17 protein-coding genes and 1 tRNA gene are annotated in these 21,460 nt (G+C 31.8%); 7 read left to right on the forward strand and 11 right to left on the reverse strand.

Annotation, left to right across the window (positions count from 1 at the left end):
- Positions 1 to 76 precede the first annotated feature (76 nt).
- The 3 genes from ABNT14_RS01825 to ABNT14_RS01835 all read left to right on the forward strand — a co-directional run bounded on the left by ABNT14_RS01825 (position 77) and on the right by ABNT14_RS01835 (position 2,719).
- Positions 77 to 149: transfer RNA gene (locus tag ABNT14_RS01825), tRNA-Met, on the forward strand.
- A 143-nt stretch (positions 150 to 292) separates the two neighbouring features.
- A complete protein-coding gene (locus ABNT14_RS01830) occupies positions 293 to 739 on the forward strand; it encodes a protein-disulfide reductase DsbD domain-containing protein (protein WP_101902580.1) in 447 nt (148 codons plus the stop codon).
- Between the two features lie 18 nt (positions 740 to 757).
- The gene (locus ABNT14_RS01835) at positions 758 to 2,719 is read left to right on the forward strand and encodes a protein-disulfide reductase DsbD family protein (RefSeq protein WP_101902581.1); all 1,962 of its coding nucleotides are present in this window, start codon (positions 758 to 760) and stop codon (positions 2,717 to 2,719) included.
- Positions 2,720 to 3,130: 411 nt separating this feature from the next.
- Here ABNT14_RS01835 and ABNT14_RS01840 read toward each other — a convergent pair whose 3' ends face one another.
- Positions 3,131 to 4,441 (reverse strand): S28 family serine protease, encoded by a 1,311-nt coding sequence (locus tag ABNT14_RS01840; RefSeq protein ID WP_159459530.1) that lies wholly within the window; start codon positions 4,439 to 4,441, stop codon positions 3,131 to 3,133.
- A gap of 134 nt (positions 4,442 to 4,575) precedes the next feature.
- Here ABNT14_RS01840 and ABNT14_RS01845 point away from each other — a divergent pair, with 134 nt between their 5' ends.
- The 3 genes from ABNT14_RS01845 to ABNT14_RS01855 all read left to right on the forward strand — a co-directional run bounded on the left by ABNT14_RS01845 (position 4,576) and on the right by ABNT14_RS01855 (position 9,786).
- Entirely contained in the window at positions 4,576 to 5,547 is a 972-nt protein-coding gene (locus ABNT14_RS01845) for an ornithine cyclodeaminase family protein (protein WP_101902583.1), read from the forward strand.
- A gap of 4 nt (positions 5,548 to 5,551) precedes the next feature.
- Entirely contained in the window at positions 5,552 to 6,643 is a 1,092-nt protein-coding gene (locus tag ABNT14_RS01850; protein WP_101902584.1) for a proline racemase family protein, read from the forward strand.
- Positions 6,644 to 6,756: 113 nt separating this feature from the next.
- Entirely contained in the window at positions 6,757 to 9,786 is a 3,030-nt protein-coding gene (locus ABNT14_RS01855; RefSeq protein ID WP_101902585.1) for an aminotransferase class III-fold pyridoxal phosphate-dependent enzyme, read from the forward strand.
- A gap of 240 nt (positions 9,787 to 10,026) precedes the next feature.
- Here ABNT14_RS01855 and ABNT14_RS01860 read toward each other — a convergent pair whose 3' ends face one another.
- The 7 genes from ABNT14_RS01860 to ABNT14_RS01890 all read right to left on the reverse strand — a co-directional run bounded on the left by ABNT14_RS01860 (position 10,027) and on the right by ABNT14_RS01890 (position 18,165).
- Positions 10,027 to 11,247: a M24 family metallopeptidase gene (locus tag ABNT14_RS01860; RefSeq protein ID WP_101902586.1), complete on the reverse strand. Its 1,221-nt coding sequence runs from the start codon at positions 11,245 to 11,247 to the stop codon at positions 10,027 to 10,029.
- A 31-nt stretch (positions 11,248 to 11,278) separates the two neighbouring features.
- On the reverse strand, positions 11,279 to 12,571 hold the full coding sequence (locus ABNT14_RS01865) for an aminopeptidase P N-terminal domain-containing protein (protein WP_101902587.1): 1,293 nt from the start codon (positions 12,569 to 12,571) through the stop codon (positions 11,279 to 11,281).
- 44 nt (positions 12,572 to 12,615) lie between these two features.
- Positions 12,616 to 13,863 (reverse strand): NAD(P)/FAD-dependent oxidoreductase, encoded by a 1,248-nt coding sequence (locus tag ABNT14_RS01870; RefSeq protein WP_101902588.1) that lies wholly within the window; start codon positions 13,861 to 13,863, stop codon positions 12,616 to 12,618.
- Between the two features lie 8 nt (positions 13,864 to 13,871).
- The gene (locus tag ABNT14_RS01875; protein WP_200809373.1) at positions 13,872 to 14,147 is read right to left on the reverse strand and encodes a DUF3781 domain-containing protein; all 276 of its coding nucleotides are present in this window, start codon (positions 14,145 to 14,147) and stop codon (positions 13,872 to 13,874) included.
- Positions 14,148 to 14,180: 33 nt separating this feature from the next.
- Complete coding sequence (locus ABNT14_RS01880) at positions 14,181 to 15,188, reverse strand: 4-hydroxyproline epimerase (protein ID WP_101902590.1); 1,008 nt, start codon at positions 15,186 to 15,188, stop codon at positions 14,181 to 14,183.
- A 203-nt stretch (positions 15,189 to 15,391) separates the two neighbouring features.
- On the reverse strand, positions 15,392 to 16,918 hold the full coding sequence (locus tag ABNT14_RS01885) for an aldehyde dehydrogenase (NADP(+)) (protein WP_101902591.1): 1,527 nt from the start codon (positions 16,916 to 16,918) through the stop codon (positions 15,392 to 15,394).
- A 317-nt stretch (positions 16,919 to 17,235) separates the two neighbouring features.
- A complete protein-coding gene (locus ABNT14_RS01890) occupies positions 17,236 to 18,165 on the reverse strand; it encodes a dihydrodipicolinate synthase family protein (protein WP_101902592.1) in 930 nt (309 codons plus the stop codon).
- A 149-nt stretch (positions 18,166 to 18,314) separates the two neighbouring features.
- Between ABNT14_RS01890 and ABNT14_RS01895 the strand changes: the two genes are divergently transcribed.
- Positions 18,315 to 19,154 (forward strand): AraC family transcriptional regulator, encoded by an 840-nt coding sequence (locus ABNT14_RS01895; RefSeq protein ID WP_101902593.1) that lies wholly within the window; start codon positions 18,315 to 18,317, stop codon positions 19,152 to 19,154.
- Between the two features lie 54 nt (positions 19,155 to 19,208).
- Here the strand turns inward: ABNT14_RS01895 and murI are convergent, their stop codons facing one another.
- From murI to ABNT14_RS01910, 3 genes are all read right to left on the reverse strand, one after another.
- Complete coding sequence (gene murI / locus ABNT14_RS01900) at positions 19,209 to 19,997, reverse strand: glutamate racemase (protein WP_101902594.1); 789 nt, start codon at positions 19,995 to 19,997, stop codon at positions 19,209 to 19,211.
- A gap of 65 nt (positions 19,998 to 20,062) precedes the next feature.
- Complete coding sequence (locus tag ABNT14_RS01905; protein WP_058884300.1) at positions 20,063 to 20,572, reverse strand: OmpH family outer membrane protein; 510 nt, start codon at positions 20,570 to 20,572, stop codon at positions 20,063 to 20,065.
- A gap of 59 nt (positions 20,573 to 20,631) precedes the next feature.
- The gene (locus ABNT14_RS01910) at positions 20,632 to 21,414 is read right to left on the reverse strand and encodes an OmpH family outer membrane protein (RefSeq protein ID WP_232114915.1); all 783 of its coding nucleotides are present in this window, start codon (positions 21,412 to 21,414) and stop codon (positions 20,632 to 20,634) included.
- Positions 21,415 to 21,460 lie beyond the last annotated feature (46 nt).

Below are 21,460 nucleotides of genomic sequence, written 5' to 3' on the forward strand. Positions count from 1 at the left end.
TTAAAATTTAAAAATAAATAAAAAACAATTTTTATTAGGTGGGGTATGTAAAAGTGTGTATCTTTGCATTCGAAATCGCGGGATAGAGCAGTAGGTAGCTCGTCGGGCTCATAACCCGAAGGTCACTGGTTCGAGTCCAGTTCCCGCTACTATTAAAAAGAGTAATCACTTATGATTACTCTTTTTTTTTGTTAAATTTTCAAAATTAGAACATTTTTTTTTTGATGTAATCGTATTTTATGTAGAAAGATGTTATTTTTACGAAAAATATAAAACTATTAATCATATAATAATGAGTAAATTACTAACAATTTTAAGCTTTCTATTAAGTTTTGTTTCTTATGGGCAATTGGATAACCCTATAAAATGGACTACGAGTGTAGAAAAAATATCAGAAAAAGAAAGTGAATTAATAGTGACAGCAACTTTAGATGAAGAGTGGCATATTTATTCTCAAAAAATAGCTAATGGTGGACCAATACCTACTTTATTTTCTTTTACAGGAGATCAGCGTTATTTAAAACAAGGAGTGACAAAAGAAGGCGCAGGACAAGTTATTGATGATGAAATATTTGAAATGCGTATTAAATATTTTGATAATACGGCAGTATTTACACAGCGAATTCGATTAAAAACAAATGAGAAATTTGTTATAAAAGGAACTGTTGAGTACATGGTTTGTTCAAATGAAACTTGTTTTCCTCCAGAAGAAGTAGATTTATCTTTTAAAATTAATTAAACCCCCAAATAAATTTCGATGAAAAAAAACTGCATACTACTATTTATTTTATTGATAACCATATCAGTAAAAGGTCAAATATTTAATCCTATTGAGTGGAAGACTAAAGTCGAAAAAACATCCGATTCTAATTATAAATTAATAACTCAAGCGACCATCAAAGAGGGCTGGAGTTTGTACTCGCAAGATGTACCTAAATCAGGACCAATTCCGACCACTTTTTTTTATCAAGAAAAAGAAAATAAGATTAAATTAATCGGAAAAACCAAAGAGCCTAAAGGTAAAACTAAATTTACAAAATTGTTTAATGAGCAAGGAATGACTATTAAATCGTTTGCTCATAAAGCTATTTTTGAACAACAAATTGAGTTAATCGACTCAAAAACAACTAAAATTAATGCTTTTGTTGAATTTATTGCCTGTACAGATGAGCAGTGTTTACCTCCAAAAGAACTTGATTTAGTTTTTGATATCAGTAAGGCTGTTTCTGTAAAATCAGTTGATAAAGATAAAACGAAGAAAGATAAAAAAGGAATGATAGCCATCTTTTTTATCGCTTTTTTATCAGGGTTTGCAGCCTTGTTAACTCCCTGTGTTTTTCCAATGATTCCGATGACGGTAAGCTTTTTTACCAAACAAAGTAAAAGCAAGGCACAAGGAATTAAAAATGCCATTATTTATGGAGTATCAATAATTGGAATATACGTATTATTAGGAACCGTAGTAACGGGTATTTTTGGGGCAGATGCTTTAAATGCGCTTTCTACCAATGTTTGGTTTAACGTTGTTTTCTTTTTAATATTAGTAGTTTTTGCTACATCATTTTTAGGCGCTTTTGAAATTACCTTACCAAGTTCTTGGGCTACAAAAGTAGATTCTCAAGCCGATAGAGGTGGTTTAATAGGAATCTTTTTTATGGCTTTGGCATTAGCAATTGTGTCATTTTCATGCACCGGACCAATTGTAGGAACGTTATTAGTTGAGTCAGCATCAAAAGGAGGAATCGCACCGATTGTAGGGATGTTAGGTTTTTCATCAGCGATTGCTTTGCCATTTGCACTGTTTGCAGCATTCCCAGGTTGGTTAAATTCGTTACCAAAATCGGGAGGTTGGTTAAATACGGTAAAAGTAGTTCTAGGATTTTTAGAACTAGCTTTGGCGTTTAAATTTTTATCAAATGCCGATTTAGTATTGCAATTACATATTTTTGAAAGAGAAGTTTTTATTGCTATTTGGATTGCAATATTCGGAGCTTTATCGCTTTATTTATTAGGGAAAATTCAATTACCACACGACAGCCCACAAAATCATATATCGGTAGGAAGATTGTTTTTAGGACTAATCGTAGGAGCTTTTACCGTATATATGTTGCCAGGTTTATGGGGAGCACCTTTAAATTTAATCAGCGCTTTTCCACCACCACAACATTATAGTGAATCGCCATATGGAGTAGGGTTTACCAAGAAAAGTACCGCATTAGTTTCAATGGGAAAGGTTGAAAAAACACCTACAGGTTTACCAGAAGGAGCACATATAATGCCTCCACACGATATTATTTCTTTTCACGATTACGACAAAGGATTGGCTTATGCTAAAAAAGTAGGAAAGCCCGTAATGATAGATTTTACAGGACATGCCTGCGTAAATTGCCGTAAAATGGAACAGAATGTTTGGGTAAAACCGAATGTTTTAGATGTCTTAAAAAATAAGGTAGTTTTAATTTCTTTATATGTTGATGATAAAAGAAAGTTGAAAGAGGATGAAATTATAGATTCGAGGTTAAACCCTGGTAAAAAATTAAAATATATTGGGCAAAAATGGAGCGAATTACAAACCATAAAATACAAAGCAAATACGCAACCTTTTTATGTATTAATGGGGCATGATGAAGCTAATTTAATCGATCCAGCTTCTTATACACCCGATGCTACTGAGTATTACAATTGGTTACAAAAAGGGATTTCAAACTTTAAAAAATAGTAAAACCCGTAGTTTATAATTTTAAAAATAGTATAAAATCAAAAAACACTTTAGAAATATCTAAAGTGTTTTTTTTGTGATAATTTTATTTATCAATATGAAAATAAAAGCCTGTTTAAATTTCATCTAAAAAAGTTTTGTAACATAAAAATAAGAAATCGAATTCGTCAAACTGAATTTAGTTCAGTTTCGCATCTTGATTTACCGTAGTTATTCCCTTTTTTTTTGATGATTCTTGTCAATTCGAGTGATTTTAATGACTAAAAGGAATTAAAATTGTATCGAGAATTTGAATTATTTTATGTTGATGAATTTTATACAAAAAAGTTCTCGATACAATTTTTTTGAAGGAAAAAAATCACTCGAACTGACAGTTTATTTAATTTTTAAACAGGCTCTAAGCTTATTTTATTATTTCAAAGGATATAATTTAACATCCTTTCCTAACCAAGCTTGTAATTTTGCGTAAATTTTTTGTTGATCTTTATCAGAAAAACTTTTAATTCTCGTTAAGTGTGAACCTCCTTCTAAAACCATTTTCAAAGCATCAACGCCTTCTTTTGGTGTTGGTCCACAAGCCGCCCAAGGGTCGTAAGCTCCCTGAATATATAAAATATTATTTCCTTTAGTTTCTACATAATTACGTACTTCTTTAATATATGTAGGGTTGTAAGTTAAATCTACATTTTTAGGTGCAAACCTACTATTTGTACTGCTTTTAACTACTTTTAATAAATCTTTTACAGGCGCTAAATCAAAACCGTAATAGCCTAATTCTCTCATATGTTGATAAAAAGAAGGTAAGTAATTTTTAAATCCTGCATCGTTGTAAACATGAACACCAGAAATTTTAATTAAATACTTAAATAATTCTTCTGATGATGCCTCTTTTGTAGGTACATCGGCACATTTTCCGCTGCCCCATTGCCAGAAAGAAAAAGGAAATTCTAACACGGCATATTCTAAGGTTTCTTCTAAAGGAACTTGGGTAAAACTCATCTTGTTTTTAGCCGCATAAGTCGCTAATATTTTTAAGATATCCGCTCTGTTTTCTAAAACAGTTCTTTGAAAAGTTTTAATACTCGCTCTACAAGCATCACTACCAACCGAGTTGATTAAATCATTGGTTCTAGGGTCTTCTAAGGTATTTATTAATGGAGCAACATAAGGCACAGCAACATCAATATCTTTCGGATATTTAGCCTTGTAAATTAAGGTAGTTTCTCCTCCTTTACTAATTCCTGATGACAACCATTTACCACTATAAACATTTTTTAATTTGGTAACAATAGTATGATAATCTTCAATAGCGTTATCGTTTGTTAAATGTTTCCAAGGAATAGAATCGGGTCTTGATTTTCCGTACATTCTGTATTCTACAATTACCTGATTCGATTTGAATACTTTACTTAATTCCGTGGTTCTATTTCTAGAAGAATATCCATCGGTAATTAAAACTGTTGGGCTGTTGTAATTGGCATGTGAAACATACATATAATGATCAAAAGTTCCTTCGGATGGATTTTTAGGATCTAAATTTTGCTTTAAAACCACTTTGTAAGCCTCAGTGAAATGATCTTTGGCTTCAATAGAATCTATCTGGGCTTTAGGAAAAGTAGCTTGTAATTTTTCTTTAAATGATACGATTTTGTTCTCTTTAGTTGTTTTACACGATGCAAAAACGGCTAAAGATACAAGAATAAATAACTGTAAATTTTTCACTTTATATATGTTTTTTGCTAAAAATACAGGCTTTATGGTATTTGTTGTGGTATTATTTTAACAAGTTTACGGCTTATATTAGTCTGTATATAGATAAAATATGTAAAAGTTTTTATAAATAGTTATTTTAGAGCATGGAAAAAATTATTCAAATAGATAGCGATTATATAGAAAATAACACTAATTTTTCAGCACTTATTACTGAATTAAAAGCTGCTTTTTCTTCGCAAGAAACCCTTGTTCCGATGCGTCATCATCACGATTTTGCAAACCCAGCAGTTAATGCAGATTCTACCTTATTATTGATGCCAGCATGGAATCCTAGTAAAAATGCGGGAGTAAAAATAGTAACAGTAAGCCCCGAGAATCAGCAATTCGATTTGCCTTCAATCAACGGAACGTATATTTATTTAGATGCTGTTAAAGGAACAATTAAAGCCATTTTAGAAGCCAAAAGTTTAACGGTAAAACGTACGGCATCGGCATCGGCATTGGCATCTACTTTTTTATCCAAAGAAAATTCGTCGTCATTATTAATGATAGGAACAGGCGCTTTATCGGTTAATTTAATCAAAGCACACGCCTCGGTTCGTCCGATTAAAAACGTATTTATTTGGGGGCGTAATTTTTCTAAAGCACAAGCAATTTGCAAAACATTAAAAGAAGAAGATTTTACAATTACAGCCGTTCAAACTATCGAAGAAAAAATATCGGAAGTCGATATTATTTCGTGTGCAACGCTGTCAAAAACGCCGTTAGTTTTAGGGAAATATTTAAAAGCAGGACAACATGTCGATTTAGTTGGAGCGTATAAAAAAGATATGCGTGAAGCGGATAATGAAGTTATCAAAAAAGGGGCAGTTTATATTGATACTTATCAAGGTGGATTAAAAGAAAGTGGCGATATTTTAATACCGTTACAAACAGGTATTTTAAAACAAGAAGATATTAACGCTGATTTATTTGAATTGTGTTCATCTAAAGAAATAGCAGAAGAAAAAGGACGTAAAAATGATGATGAAATTACTGTTTTTAAATCGGTAGGACACGCTTTAGAAGATTTAGCCGCCGCTAATTATTTCTATCATAAATATATAAATCAGTAAAAAAATGAGTAAAACATATCAAAATATACTTTCAAAAACTGATTTTAAACCAAATGAAAATTGGTTGCAAATTAAAACAATCGACATGCACACAGGCGGAGAACCTTTGCGTGTAATTGTTGATGGATTTCCTGAATTAAAAGGAAATTCAGTTTTAGAATATCGACGTTATTGCAAAGAAAATTTCGATAATTTACGAACCGCTTTAATGTTTGAACCTCGTGGACATCCTGATATGTACGGCTGTATTTTATTGCCTCCAAATCCTAAAGAAAACAATCAAAATAACGAAGAAATAGGCGATTTTGGTATTATATTTCTTCATAATGAAGGATATTCGACCATGTGTGGTCATGCGATTATTGCTATTTCTACATTGGCTGTCGAAATGAATTGGATTGATGTTAAAGAAGGTGAAAATATTTTAAAAATTGATGCTCCTTGCGGACGAATTACCTCGTTTGCGAATGTGAAAAATGGTAAAGTAACAGGCGTTCGTTTTCATTGTGTGCCGAGTTTTGTGGTTGGTTTAGACAGAACTGTGGAGGTCGAAAATTTAGGAACTGTAACCTACGATTTGGCTTACGGAGGTGCTTTTTACGCTTATGTCGATATGGCAAAAAATAATTTTAATTTTGATTTAAGCAGTAATTCGTATCGTGATTTAATTGCCAACGGAATGAAAATAAAACATGCCGTAATGCAAAATGATTCTGAAATTATTCATCCTTTAGAAGCCGATTTGAGCTTTTTATACGGAACTATTTTTGTTGATAATAACAAACAACCTTCAGGAAACGATAGCAGAAATGTCTGTATTTTTGCCGAAGGAGAAGTCGATAGATGCCCAACAGGTTCGGGTGTTTCTGGAAGAATGGCAATTCATAAAAAAAGAAATGAAATTGATTTTAATCAAACCATGAGCATTGAAAGTATTACCGATTCGGTATTTATTGGTGCTGTTATCTCTGAAGAAAAATATGGTCAATTTAATGCCGTAATTCCGCAGGTATCAGGAACGGCGTATATTACAGGAATGAATACCTTTGTAATCGACCCAAATGACCCGATGAAAGATGGATTTATTCTTCGGTAATTCTTAGGTAATTTTAAATGATTTTGGCTGATTTCGGCTAATCTTTAAAAATAAAATATTTTTTCTTCGGATAAAAAAACAGCATTTCTCATTATAGTTTTATAAAAAATAAGATGGACTACAATCAAATAAAAATAGCAAATCAACAAGCGGAAGAAATTCTTTTAAAAACCTATAATATTAAAGGAACTGCAACTGAATTACCTGGCGAATTAGATTTTAATTTCCGAATAAAAACACTCAGTTCAGAAGGGTATATTTTAAAAATTTCTCGTCCGAAGGAAGACGAAAATTATTTAGATTTTCAACAAAAATTATTGCAATATGTTGCTAAAAATAATGCTGAAATTATTGCTCCGAAAGTTATAAAAGATACTGAAGGAAATGTAATTTCTACTATAATTGACGCTTTTGGAAATGTTCGAAAAGTACGATTATTAACGTGGATTTCTGGGCGTGTTTGGTCGTCTGTAAATCCGCAATTAGATAGTTTGCGTTTTAGTTTGGGCGAGCAATGCGGACTTTTAACCAAGGCGTTACAAGGTTTTAATCATGAAGAGGCAAAAAGAGAATTTGTTTGGGACGTAGCACAATCTCTTTGGACAAAAAAACATATCAATTTATTTGAAAATGAGCAAAAAGAAATTATAACTTATTATCAAACACAATTTGAAAATAATAAAATAAACTATGATTCTTTAAGAAAATCAGTAGTTCATAATGATGCCAATGATAATAATGTTATTGTATCGAAAGAGCTTGTAAACCCAACAGTAAAAGCAGCGATTGATTACGGTGATGCCATTTATACGCAAGTAATTAATGATGTGGCAATTGCCTGTGCTTATGCAATTATGAATCATAATGAGCCGTTGGAATCGGCGTTACATATTGTAAAAGGCTATCATCAGAATTTTCCTTTACAAGAAAAAGAATTGGCACATTTATACGATGCTATTGCTATGCGATTGGTTATTTCCGTAACAAAATCGGCAATTAATAAAATTGAAGAACCGAACAATAAATATTTACTGATAAGCGAAAAACCAGCTTGGGAAGTACTTAAAAAATGGCGTGAAATTCACCCTGATTTTGCGGAATATAATTTTAGAATTGCTTGTGGTTTTTCGGCACATCCGAATGAAAAAAAGTTTGAAAATTGGAGTTTAAAACATACTTTTTCTTTAGAAAATCTATTTCCAACAGTTCAAAAAAATAGTATTTTTCCTATTGATTTAAGTATTTCAAGCAAATGGATTGGGCATGAAAAAGAAGCAAATAATTTAGCACTTTTTCAATTTAAAATTGATGAATTACAAAAAGAAAATCCTACAAAAATTATTGGTGGCGGTTATTTAGAACCTCGTGTTTTTTATACTGCTGATGCGTATCAAAAAATAGGAAATAACGGAAAAGAAAACCGAACAATTCATTTAGGAACCGATTTCTGGTTGCCAAAAAACACGTCTGTTCACGCTATTTTAGATGGGGAAGTTGTTATTTCTTCGGATAATCAAGGCGATAAAAATTACGGTGGATTATTAGTATTAAAACATCAAGCCGATAATTTTGAATTTTATACTTTATACGGACATAATACGCCCGAAAGTGTACAAAAACATCAAGTAGGCGACCGAATTTTAAAAGGTGAAAAAATTGCAGAACTTGGCGATATTTCAGAAAACGGAAATTGGGTTCCTCATTTACATTTTCAAGTTTTATTATCATTATTTGATTTGAAAACAGATTTTCCAGGCGTAGCATATTTAAACGAAATGGAGGTTTGGAAAAGTGTTTGCCCAAACCCGAATTTACTTTTTAAATCGAAAGAATTAAACCAAAATAACAGCATTTCAAACAACGATTTAATCAAGTATCGAAAACAACATTTAGGGAAAAGTTTAAGTTTGCAATACAAAACGCCCATAAAAATGGTGCGTGGTTCAGGCGTTTATTTAATCGACCAATTTGGAAATAAATATTTAGATACCGTAAATAATGTTGCACACGTTGGGCATGAAAATTACAATGTTGTAAAAGCAGGACAGCAACAAATGAGTTTAATTAACACAAACTCACGCTATTTACACGAAAATATCAATGAATTAGCCAAAGAACTCATTGAAACTTTACCGCCAGAATTAAATGTGTTACATTTTGTAAACTCTGGAAGTGAGGCAAATGAATTGGCAATTCGAATGGCAAAAGCCGTTACAGGCGAAAAAGATATTATCGCAAGTGAAATCGGTTATCACGGAAATGCGAATATGTGTATTGATATTTCTTCGTATAAATTTGATGGAAAAGGAGGAAATGGCGCACCAGAACACACGCAAATATTTCCGTTAGTCGATAGTTTTAGAGGGAAATATAGAGGTGAAAATACCGCAAAAAAATACGCTGATGAAGTTCAAAAATGTATCGATACCATTCAAAATAAAGGACGAAATGTAGGTGCATTTATTATAGAACCAATTATTAGTTGTGGCGGTCAGGTAGAATTACCAACAGGTTTTTTATCCGAAGCATATCAAAAAATTAGAAAAGTTGGTGGCGTTTGTATTTCTGATGAAGTACAAACTGGTTGCGGACGAATGGGAAAAACTTTTTGGGGTTTTCAATTGCACGATGTTGTTCCTGATATCATAACTATTGGAAAACCTTTAGGAAATGGGCATCCAATTGCGGCGGTTGCCTGTACTCAAAAAGTTGCCGAGGCATTTGCAAACGGTATGGAATATTTTAACACTTTTGGCGGAAATCCTGTTTCCTGTGCCATTGCAACCGAAGTAATTCGAACTGTAAAAAGAGATAAATTGCAAGAAAATGCGTTAGAAGTTGGGAATTATTTAAAATCATCATTAAAAGAACTTTCTAAAGAATTTCCAATTATTGGCGATGTAAGAGGGCAGGGGCTTTTCTTAGGAATTGAGTTCGTTGATTCTCAATTAAATCCACTCGCTTCTCATGCCGATTATATCGCAAACAGAATGAAAAATTACGGAATTTTAATGAGTACCGATGGAGCAGACCATAATGTGTTAAAAATAAAACCACCAATTGTTTTCACCAAAGAAAATGCCGAAGAAGTACTTTTTTATCTAAAGAAAATATTAAAAGAGGATTTTATGAAGGTTGTTTAATGTTATAAAAATAAGAATCATTTGAAGCAATTTCCCGCTTTCCGCACTCGCTTTTTTTTGAAGAAAAATCAAAAAAAGAGCTCAAACAAATGCTACAATCGGGGCTAGGTATTTTAGTTTGTTTTTTACTTATTTTTTTATAATAATATTTTTTTTAATAAACTATAAAAAAGAAAAAACGCAACTCTTAAAAGATAAAGAGTTGCGTTTTTTTATGAATTTACTGTAATTTTTTAAAATTTATTTTGAAATTCCAAAAGGGTCTTCAATGCTATACATTGGTTCCGTAAACCATTTCGGGCCATTTTCGGTCATATAAATATGGTCTTCATGACGGATTCCAAATTTATTAGGAACACAAATCATTGGCTCATTACTGAAAGTCATTTTTTCGACTAAAACAGTATTGTCATTTTTAACAATATATGGCCATTCATGAATATTTAAACCAATTCCATGCCCTGTTCTGTGTGGTAAACCAGGTAAATCATATTTTGGTCCAAGCTGATGACTTTCTAATGTTTTTCTAGCGGCAGCATCAATATCGGCACAAACATTGCCTAATTGAGCGGCATCAAAAGCGGCTTGTTGGGTTTCTTTTTCAATATTCCAAATTGACCTTTGTAAATCATCCGCTTCACCAAAAACATAGGTTCTTGTAATATCAGAAATATAATCGTGTAAAACACAACCTGTATCTATTAAAACAACTTCGTTTAATGCTAAATTTTTAGGTTTTTTTACACCGTGTGGAAATGATGAATCGACCCCAAAGAGTACGATACAAAAATAAGAACCAGCAGTTGCACCATAACGAATATGTGCTTCGTGGATAAAATCTTCGACTTCTTTAGCTGAAATTCCAACCCTTAAAATACGAGCTGCGGCTTTTTGAACCTCTAAAGTGATGTTCATTGCGTGTTGCATAATGGCAATTTCAGCATCCGATTTTATCATTCTACAACCTGCGGTAATTGGCGTTGCACTTTCTAGGGTAAATATTTCGTTACATTTATTAATCCCATCGACAATGAAAAAAGGTGTTGCTTCATCCATCAAAATAACGCCTTTATTTACCTTGTTTTTTGTCAAGATTTTGGTAAATAATTTATAAGGACTTTTGTGTTCTTCCCAACAATTAACTTCGCCTTTTATTAGCATGAAATCTAAAATTGTTCCTTTTTCAAATTTTGGTGCGATAAAATGCAAATCACCATTTTGAAATAAAATTGCACCGACCATTCGTTCGCTCGAACTCCATTTCATTCCTGTAAAATAGAATAAATTTGTTCCAGCGTGTAGATACATTGCCTGTTTATTTTGATTTTTCATCAATTGGCAAGCTTTGTTTATTCTTTGTTGAAACTCTTCTTTTTGAATCGGTTCAACTAAGTGAGCCGTTGGAGTTATGGCATTTAATTCTGCTTCTATGGTAGAACCTCCGATTCCAAATGTATTCATTCTAATTTTTTTTTAATTTTTTTTAATGCTTTTAACTGTTCATTAATGCTTCAATATCCTTAATTTCGATAGGCATTTTGGCAGTTAAATTGATATTTCCATTTTCTGTAATTAGATAATCATCTTCTAAACGACAACCAATTCCTTCTTCGGCGATATAAATTCCAGGTTCACAAGTAAGTATCATTCCCGCTTCAAAAGGACGAGAATATAAACCAACATCATGCACATCTAACCCTAAATAATGGGCAGTTCCGTGCATAAAATATTTTTTATATAAAGGCTTTTCAGGGTCTTGATTAGCCACTTCATCGGCATCTAATAAGTTTAATTTTATCAGTTCAGCTTCGACTAAACTTGCCATATTTTTTTCATAATCAGCAGGTAAAATTCCTGCTTTTAAAAGTTTACTACCTTCTTTCAAACAATGTAAAACCGAGGTATAAACAGCAGCTTGTCTTTCAGAAAATTTCCCATTTACAGGAAAACAACGAGTAGTATCGCTATTGTAATTTGCATAGCAAACGCCGAAATCAAGTAAAATCATTTCACCGTCTTTACAAACCGAATCGTTAGTATTATAATGCAAAGCACAAGCGTTTTGTCCTGAAGCAACAATCGGTTGAAAAGCGTGATGTGAAGCTCCAGATTTGACTAAATTATAGGTTAATTCTGCCTCTAATTCGTATTCATTTTTGCCAGGTTTACATGCCTTTAAAATACGAGAAAAAGATTCTACGCTAATATCGGTTGCTTTTTGTGTTAATTCGTGTTCAATTGTTAATTTTACAGGACGTAAATCACGGGTGATTTTTGCCGCACGATAATATTGATGTAACGGATATTTTTGTTTACACCATTTTATCATTCTATCTTGTTGGGTTTCTTGATTATTGGTAGCACGTTTATAGTGTTCGTTATGCCCTAAATAAAAACTATCAGCTTCAAAAGCCATTGCTTGTAAAACGCTTTCAAAATCTTTGTTCCAAATTACTCTTGAAATCCCTGAAATTTCAGTAGCTTTTTCTTGGGTTAATTTTTCACCGTCCCAAATTTTGATGAGTTCACTAGTTTCTTTTATGAATAAAATCGCGCGATTTTCTTTTTTATAAGCATCAGGATACAGCACTAAAATAGTTTCTTCTTGGTCAATTCCCGAAAGGTAAAAAAGGTCATTATTTTGTGTAAATCCCATTACATCATCGGCATTGTTGTGTTTCACATCGTTTGATGTTAAAATAGCGATGCTGTTGGGTTGCATTTTGGCTGTAAAACGCTTTCTATTTTCTATAAATAACGAGTTATTAATTTGTTCGTAACGCATAGTATTATTGATTCAGGTGCTGTTAATTTATTGTGTAGCGTATTTTACGCGTATCTTTCTGTATGAAACGGGCTTAAATCGAGGCTTGTTTTTTTATCAGAAATTACTTCGGATATTAATTTTCCTGTTGCGGGTCCTAAACTCCATCCCATCATGGCGTGTCCTGTTGCTACGGTTACGTTTTTCACTTTTGATAAACGTCCGATATATGGCAATCCATCAGGCGAACAGGGTCTTAATCCAGAGGCTACATCGTCAATTTCTTTCTGGCTAATTTTTAAATTTTGATAAAAGCGTTCACTTGCTTTTGCGATGGCATTTACACGTACTTTATTGATATTGGTATTAATTTTATCAACTTCCATAGTTCCTGCAAAACGAGTAAAACCGTTCATTGGCGTTACAGCAACTTTTGCTTCCATTAAAATGGCAGGAATGGTAATTCCTGTTTCTTGAGATACATTAATTCGGTATCCTTTTCCAGCTTGAATAGGAATTGTAGTATTCAATTTTTTCATTAGAATTTGCGACCAAGAGCCAGTTGCCACGACTATTTCATCAGGAGTAAATTCTTGTTTGTTTGTTTTCAGAGAAGTTACTTTATTGCCAGTTACGTTAATGTCAAGCACTTCTTCATTGGCTAAAATTGTAACGCCATTTTTTTCTAAATATCGTTTTAATTGTGGCATAAATTCACTTGGAGTCATGTGTGAATCGGTGTGATAATAAATGGCACCTTTAATATTTAAACCTGCATTTGGTTCTAATTTCAGTACTTGTTCTTTTGATAAATTCTCAACATTTAAGCCTTCTTGAATGGCACGTTTTCCTGTATTCCATTCTTCTTCACCAGTTTTATCGGTTTGATAACACATTAACAATCCTTTATGCTGATAAAAGAAATCAAAATCGTTGGAAGCTTTAATATCTTCGTATAATTCTCTACTTAAAAGGTTGATATCTTTGATAGGTTTAATTGAGCTTTCTACTTTTTGTTTGGTAGAAGCTTTTTTAAAGAGCCATGACCATTTCACAAAATCATAATCCAATCGAGGTTTCACAGAAAATGGACTTTTTGAATCGAACATCCATTTAATACCTTTGTTTATCATCCCTGGGGCTGCCAAAGAAATAATATGACTTGGCGTAATATATCCTGCATTTACATAAGATGCACCACTTGAGAAATCAGATTTATCAATAACGGTAACTTTGTGTCCTTCTTTTTGAAGGTAATACGCTGAACATAAGCCTATAATTCCTCCACCAATAATTACTACTTCTTTTGACATTTAATATATTATTTTAAACTTACGCTTTTAATTATTTGATTAACGGTAATAATTCTAAAAGTACTAGTATTAACTGTAATAGTAATATTATGTTTTTTGTTAGTAATGTAGAAGTTTTTACCTATTTTTTCGTAGTCATCTAAAGCGGTATCTTCCAATACCTTTTGAATAAGTGTTTCTATTTCAAATTTAGAAAAAGCTATACCGAGCTTTTTATTTATCCGTTGATAAACAAGCTCGGTATAGCAATGATTTTTGAGTATTTTATGTTTTATTGTTTCCAATTTTGTTTTTAAATTGAAAGATAACATTTTTTTTTAGATAACTTGAAAACCGTGTGCATAAGGATCATCTTGGTCATCAATAATAATATTATTGTAACCAAAAACCTTAGCCCAACCTTGAATACTAGGTATAATTGCAGGTTTTCCGTTTAAAGAAGTTTCTTCTTCTACACGCCCAATAAACTTACTTCCGATAAAACTTTCGTGGATAAATTCTTCTTTTAATTGAAGTTTTCCTTTGGCGTGTAACTGTGCTAACCTAGCAGATGTTCCTGTTCCACAAGGGCTTCTATCGATGGCTTTATCACCATAAAAAACAGCATTTCTACCTGATGAAGTAGGGTCAATAGGATTTCCTGTCCATAACATATGGGTTACATCTCTAATGGTATCATTTTCAGGATGAATAAACATATCAGGATATTTCTCATTGATACGATCTCTTACAACCTGCGAATATTGGATGATTTTACTAGCAGTAAAATCGTGTACTCCAGAAAAGTTTTTCTGTGGATCTACAATGGCGTAATAATTTCCTCCGTAAGAAACGTCAAAGGTAATTTCGCCTAATTCAGGGCAATCAATCGTTAAATTCTCAGCAGCTAAATAACTTTTTACGTTTGTTAAACGAACCCAGTCCACTTTTTTACCTGTTTGTCCGTATTCGATATTTACTAAACCTGCGGGTGCTTCCATTTTAATTTTACCAGGAATTTTTGGCGTAATTAAACCTTCTTCAATCGCAATAGTAATAGTTCCGATAGTTCCGTGTCCGCACATTGGCAAACATCCAGAAGTTTCGATAAATAAGATTCCAAAATCGTTTTCAGGATTGTGAGGTGGAAATAAAATACTTCCACTCATCATATCGTGTCCTCTTGGTTCGAACATTAATCCTTTACGAATCCAGTCATATTCTTTTAAAAAATGCTGACGTTTTTCGCTCATATTTGCTCCAATTAAGTTTGGACCACCACCAGCAACAACTCTTACAGGATTTCCGCAAGTGTGTGCATCAACGCAAAAAAATGTTTTTCTCATAGTAAAATTGAATAGCCAGCTTGTATTATTTCTTAGAAAAAACCCTTCAAAATTTCTTTAATAAAAAATACGAAGCTGGCATAGTTTTCAATTTCTTTATATTGCCCAAAAGTACTATATAAGTGATTAGATAATTTAAAGAAAATGTTAATATTTATTAATTTATTTTTTTTTATAAGTAATTAATTAACAGTGTTTACCTGTTAATTTCTTAATTCAGTAGGTAGTAATTCGGTTGGCCAATCTTGAAAACTAAAAGGACGCACCCATCTTTTAATAGCTCCTAAACCTACGGCTGTAAATCTAGAATCTGAAGAAGCAGGGTAAGGGCCTCCATGTGTCATTGATTCGCAAACTTCAACACCTGTTGGAACACCGTTAAAAATAATTCTTCCAACCTTTGCCTGTAAAGCATCTGCTACTGCAGGTAAAGCGTCAAAATCTTCTTTTTCCGCTAAAACCGTACCTGTTAATTGCCCTTCTAAATGGTCAATAACATTTAATAATTCTGCTTGATCTTTTGCTTTTACAACTAATGAAAAAGGACCAAAAACTTCGGTGTGCATTTTAGGATTTGCTAAAAATTCAGTACCTGATACAGCACAAATTGTTGATGCAGCAAAATTTGCTTCAACAGTTTCTGTAATTTGACCAACAACCTGAACACCTGGTTGAGAGGTTACAATTTCAGCATTTGAAACAAAACCGTTTTTAATATTTGGGTGTAACATACACTGTGGTGCAATTGCTACAGTTTTTTCGGCTAAATCTTTTACAAAAGCATCTGTTTGATCTCCTTCAATGGTTAGTAATAAACCAGGGTTTGTACAAAACTGCCCTGTTCCAACAGTAATTGAACCAGCGTATGTACTAGCCGTTTCTGCTGCTTTATTTTTGATAACATTTGGTAATACAACTACAGGGTTGATACTTCCCATTTCAGCAAATACTGGAATTGGTTGGTCTCTTTGTGCTCCTAAATTGTAAAGTGCTCTACCACCTGCAATACTTCCTGTAAAACCAACTGCTTTTACCTTTGGATGTTTTACTAAGGCGCTACCAACAACTCTTCCGCTACCTGTAATGTTTGAAAATACACCGTTTGGCATTCCTGTTTTTTCGGCTGCTTTTATAATTGCTGATGCGACTAATTCACCCGTTCCTGAGTGCATTGCATGCGATTTTACAATTACAGGACATCCTGAAGCTAAGGCACTAGCAGTATCTCCACCTGCGGTAGAAAATGCCAATGGAAAATTACTTGCTGCAAATACCACAACAGGTCCTAAAGGAATTGATGTTTTTCTAAGGTCAGATTTTGGTAAAGGCTGTCTTGTAGGGATAGCTTGGTCAATTGTTACATTTCTCCATTGATCTTTAGCAACGAAATCAGCAAAAGCTCTTAACTGCCCAACCGTTCTACCTCTTTCTCCTTGAGCTCTTCCTTCTGGTAAACCAGATTCTGACATATACATATCAGTAAGTTCAGTATCTAAGGCTAAAATTTCATCTGCGATAGCATTTAAAAATTCGGCTCTTTTTTCTCCTGAAACTTTACGATATACTTTAAAAGCCTTATCTGCTAACTCAACAGCTTCGTTTACCTCTTCTAAAGTTGCTTGATAAAAATCTGTTGGGTTTTGTATATTTAACTTCGGATTTACGGTTTTATGCGTTGTTGTTCCTGATGCTTTTAATTGATTTCCTATATAATTTTTTCCTGTAATCATTTGATTTTATAGATTTTGTTATTTTAAATGTAAGTAGTTTTTACAGTAACATTTAAATAGTTTTAATATAATTTTTAAGAGCTTACTTATGCTTAAATAAATAATTATTTGTTGTTGTTGTTAACAAAGTTAAATTAACTATTTAAAGGTACTAAAGTATTTTAATTTTAAAGGCTCTTTTAATGTTAAAAAATAGATTTAAAACAACAAATCATTGTCTTATAAATTAAGACAATGATTTGTTAAATTGTATGGCAAATTATCTAACATTCTATAATCTTAAAATTAAAGATTAAAACGATAAATTTCACTTAAAATTAAGCTAAAACCGCTAATTCTTTATATTCAGGTAATGTAGGTCTTGTTTTTAAACCATTTTCAATAATAGCTAAAACGTTTGCTCTTTCTTCACCGATTAATGGTAAACGAGGCTCACGCACATTTTCAGTACCAATACCTGTAGCAACTTCTGCTAGTTTAATATTTTGTACTAATTTAGAGTTGATGTCTAATTCTAATAAAGGTAAGAACCAACGGTAAATTTCTCTAGCTTCGTTACCTCTTCCTGCGTTTGCTAAGTTAAAAATAGCAACAGTTTCAGCAGGGAAAGCACATACTAAACCAGCAACCCAACCGTCAGCACCCATAAAGATACTTTCTAAAGCTAAGGTATCAACTCCTGATAATATTTGTAATCTATCACCAAAACGATTTTTAATACGTGTAATATTTGATAAATCTCTAGTCGATTCTTTTACAGCTTCGATATTTGGGCAGTCACGTAATAACTCTTCAAACATATCTAAAGTAACTTCGATACCATAATCAACAGGGTTATTATACACCATAATTGGTAAAGAGGTACTGTTTGCTACTTTTTTAAAGTAAGTTACAGTTTCTCTGCTATCAGCTTTATAACGCATTGGAGGCAACATCATTAATGCAGATGCTCCATCTTCTTTAGCTTTTCTAGCAGCGTCGATTGCAGCAGTAGTAGTTTGTTCTGCAACATTCATTATAACAGGTACTTGACCATCTACAACTTCGACTGCTTTTCTTACAATGACTCTTTTTTCGTCATCTGTAAGCGTGCTAGCTTCTCCTAAAGTTCCCCCTAAAATAATTCCAACAACACCTGCGTTTAATTGTGCTTTAATATTTAGTTCAAAATTAACTAAATCTAACGTGTCTTCATTTGTAAATTTAGTAGTAACAGCTGGCATTACGCCTTTCCAGTTTATGTTCATGTGTTTTTTTAGGCAAATTTATAATTGATTTTTAAAGCTTAATGCTTAATTTTTAACAAGATAGTATATTATATTATCTTTTTATGAAGTTTTAGTTCTTTTTTAGGTGAATATTTTATAGATTTATACAAAATATTTTACTCGCAATTATGAAGGTTTTACCATTTAAAATACCAAAAACTAAGAATTTAGGTTTAATTTATGAAGAGGATAAAGGTCCTTTTTTTTATGATAAGTTTCATCAACATGAAGAAATTCAAATGTGTTATGTTGTTAAGGGTGAAGGAACTTTAATTGTTGGAGATACTGTTAATGAGTATAAGGCTAATGATATTTTAGTGATTGCAGGTAATCAACCTCATGTTTTTAAAAGTGATAATTCAAAAATAAAAGAATCATTTATGATTTCACTTTTTTTTACTAAAAAATCATTTGGTGACAATTTTTTTGAATTAGATGATTTTAAAGAAATTGCAGGTTTTTTTAATACCGTTAAAAATAGTTTTAGGGTGAAATCTAATCAAAATAAAATTAAAAAATTATTTTTAAAACTTCAAGGAGAAAAAGATTTAATGAAGTTTATTATTTTTTTAAAAATTATAAAACTTATATTAAAATCAGAAATCACATCGTTATCAACATTTGTATATGAAAAAAAATACACAGATAATGAAGGAAAACGTATGCGTGATATTATGGATTATACCTTGAGTAATTTTAATAAAAAAATAGAATTAGATGATATTGCAGCTGTAGCAAATATGACTTCAAATGCTTTTTGCAGGTATTTTAAACAAAGAACTAATAAAACATTTTTTACTTTTTTAAATGAATTACGTATTGAAACTGCATGTAAGTTATTACAAAATAGAGATTATTCAATTATTGAAGTTTCCGAAAAAGCGGGTTTTAAAAATATTTCAAATTTTAATAGAAAATTTAAAGAGTTAAAACATAAAACGCCTTCAAATTATAGGTTAAATTATTAAAATGAAGTTTTACACATTGTAAAAAAAGATTTTAAATATAACTTTTGTTTGTTTTTAAAAGTCTAAAAAGGTTATGCTTGCGTTGTTATATTCTTTTAAAATAATATCTAGAACACTTTTATTTTTATTAATGTAAAAAGTATTGTAGGTATTATTTTTTGATTTATTAATAAGATTATTTTTTACTAATATTTTTTTTGTTTGTTTCGCTACGGCTTCTCCAGAGTCAATAATACGAACGGTATTTCCTACAATTTTTTTTATCTGAGGAATTAAATAGGGGTAATGTGTGCAACCTAAAACAATGCAATCACATTTAGAAGAAAGCATTAAACTTAAATGTTTCTTTAGTAATTTGGTCATTTCGGCAGAATACATTTTACCATTCTCAATAAGTTCCACCAAGCCATTACCAACCTGTTCCATTATAACAATATCACTATTAATACTGGCGGATGTTTTTTCAAATAAACGACTATTGAGTGTTCCTTGGGTAGCTAATATTCCTATAGTACCTGTTTTAGTTTGAATGGATGCTGTTTTAATTGCAGGCTCAATTCCAATAATAGGAATAGGGTAGTTGCGTCTTAAATATTCAATGGAATTTGTGGTAGCAGTATTGCAAGCAACCACGATTATTTTGCATCCTTTGCTAATTAAAAATTCGGTATTTTTAATAGATAGCGCTAAAATTTCTTCTGTTGATTTTTGCCCATAAGGCGCATTTTTACTATCGGATAAATAAATAGTGTTTTCGTTAGCAAGCAATGTATGTATTTCTTTCCAGATAGATGTGCCACCAATTCCTGAGTCAAAAATACCGATAGGTTGTTGTGTTATCATATATTACAAAAATAAAAATCCTGCTGAATTCAGCAGGATTTTTATAAAATATTTTAAAGTTTTATTTAGAAACCTAATTTTGCTTTTACAGCACCATAAATATCTTCACCTTTTTCGTAAACGATTAATCCTTTACCAGGAGCAGCATCATATACGTAAATAATTCCTTTAGCAGCAGCAACATCTTTAATTGCTTGTTCTGCTTTCTTTAAAATAGGAAGTGTTTTTTCTTGGTATTTTTTTTGCATTTCTTGCCCAGCAGATTGTTCTGCTTTGCTAATACGTTGTCTATCTTGTTGAACTTCGATAGCTCTTTTTTGATTTACTTCTTGTGTTTGACTTTTTCCTTCCGCTTCGTATTTTTTAATTTTAGCTTCTAGTCTTTTGTACATCGCTTCAATATCATCACGATATGTTTTATTTAGCTTTTCTAGCTCAGCTTTCATAGACTTGGTAGCTGGCATTTCAGATAATAATTTATCAGTATTTATATGTGCAGTTTTTTGTGCATTAGCTATACTACCGAATCCAATTGTAAAAATTGCAACTAATAATAAGGTTTTAAAATGTTTCATCTTTGTTTTTTAATTTAATTTACGTTCTCTATTCTTAATTTATATATTCTTTTTTGTCACTACTTTTTTTTAGCTTCTTCTAGTAATTTTTTAGCGGCGGCTTTCTTTTCTTTTAATAGAGCTTTTGTTTGTGCTCTTTTTTTTAATTTAGCGGCTCTTTTTTCTTCGATACGCTTAATTTTCGCTAATAAATCTGCTTGTTTTTTCTTTTTCTGTGCTTCTTTTTTTGTTATTTTTTCCTTTTGCGCATCGCTTAAACTTTCATTTTTAAGCAATTCTTTTTTAGCAGCAACTTTATCTCTTTTTACTTGTTTTTTTTGATCAATATTAATCATTTTAATAACAAGCTCGCTAATATCGTGTTTTTTATTGGAATAAAGCATAACTAAGTCACCTGATTTATCAAAAACAAAATCATATTTCTTTCTAGAAGCAATTGTTTGTACTGCACTGTAAACTTGGTCTTGAATTGGTTTTATTAATTGCTTTCTTAAATTATACATATCTCCTTTAGGACCAAAGTATAACGATTCTAATCGGCGTAAAGCTTCTTGTTTTAACGTAATATCTTCTTCACGTTCTAAAACCAAGTCTTTTGTTAAAATAACTTTTTCGTTGGTTAAGTCAGTTTTTAGTATTTCGATAGCTCTTGCTTGTTTGTCTAGTGTTGTTTTCCATTGTTCAACTTTAGCATCTAAAGAATTTTGAGCTGTTAAATACGCAGGGATATTTTGAAGAATATATGCGGTATCAATATAGGCTAAACGTTGGCTTTTCTGGGCAATAATACTACTTGTAGTAATAAGTAAAAGAACGATAAATAGAATGTTTTTTTTCATCATGCTATAATGTATTTAGAAAAAACCGTGCCAAAAGTGAACATTTTTA

This window comes from Tenacibaculum dicentrarchi (assembly GCF_964036635.1).
GTDB classification, from domain to species: domain Bacteria; phylum Bacteroidota; class Bacteroidia; order Flavobacteriales; family Flavobacteriaceae; genus Polaribacter; species Polaribacter dicentrarchi.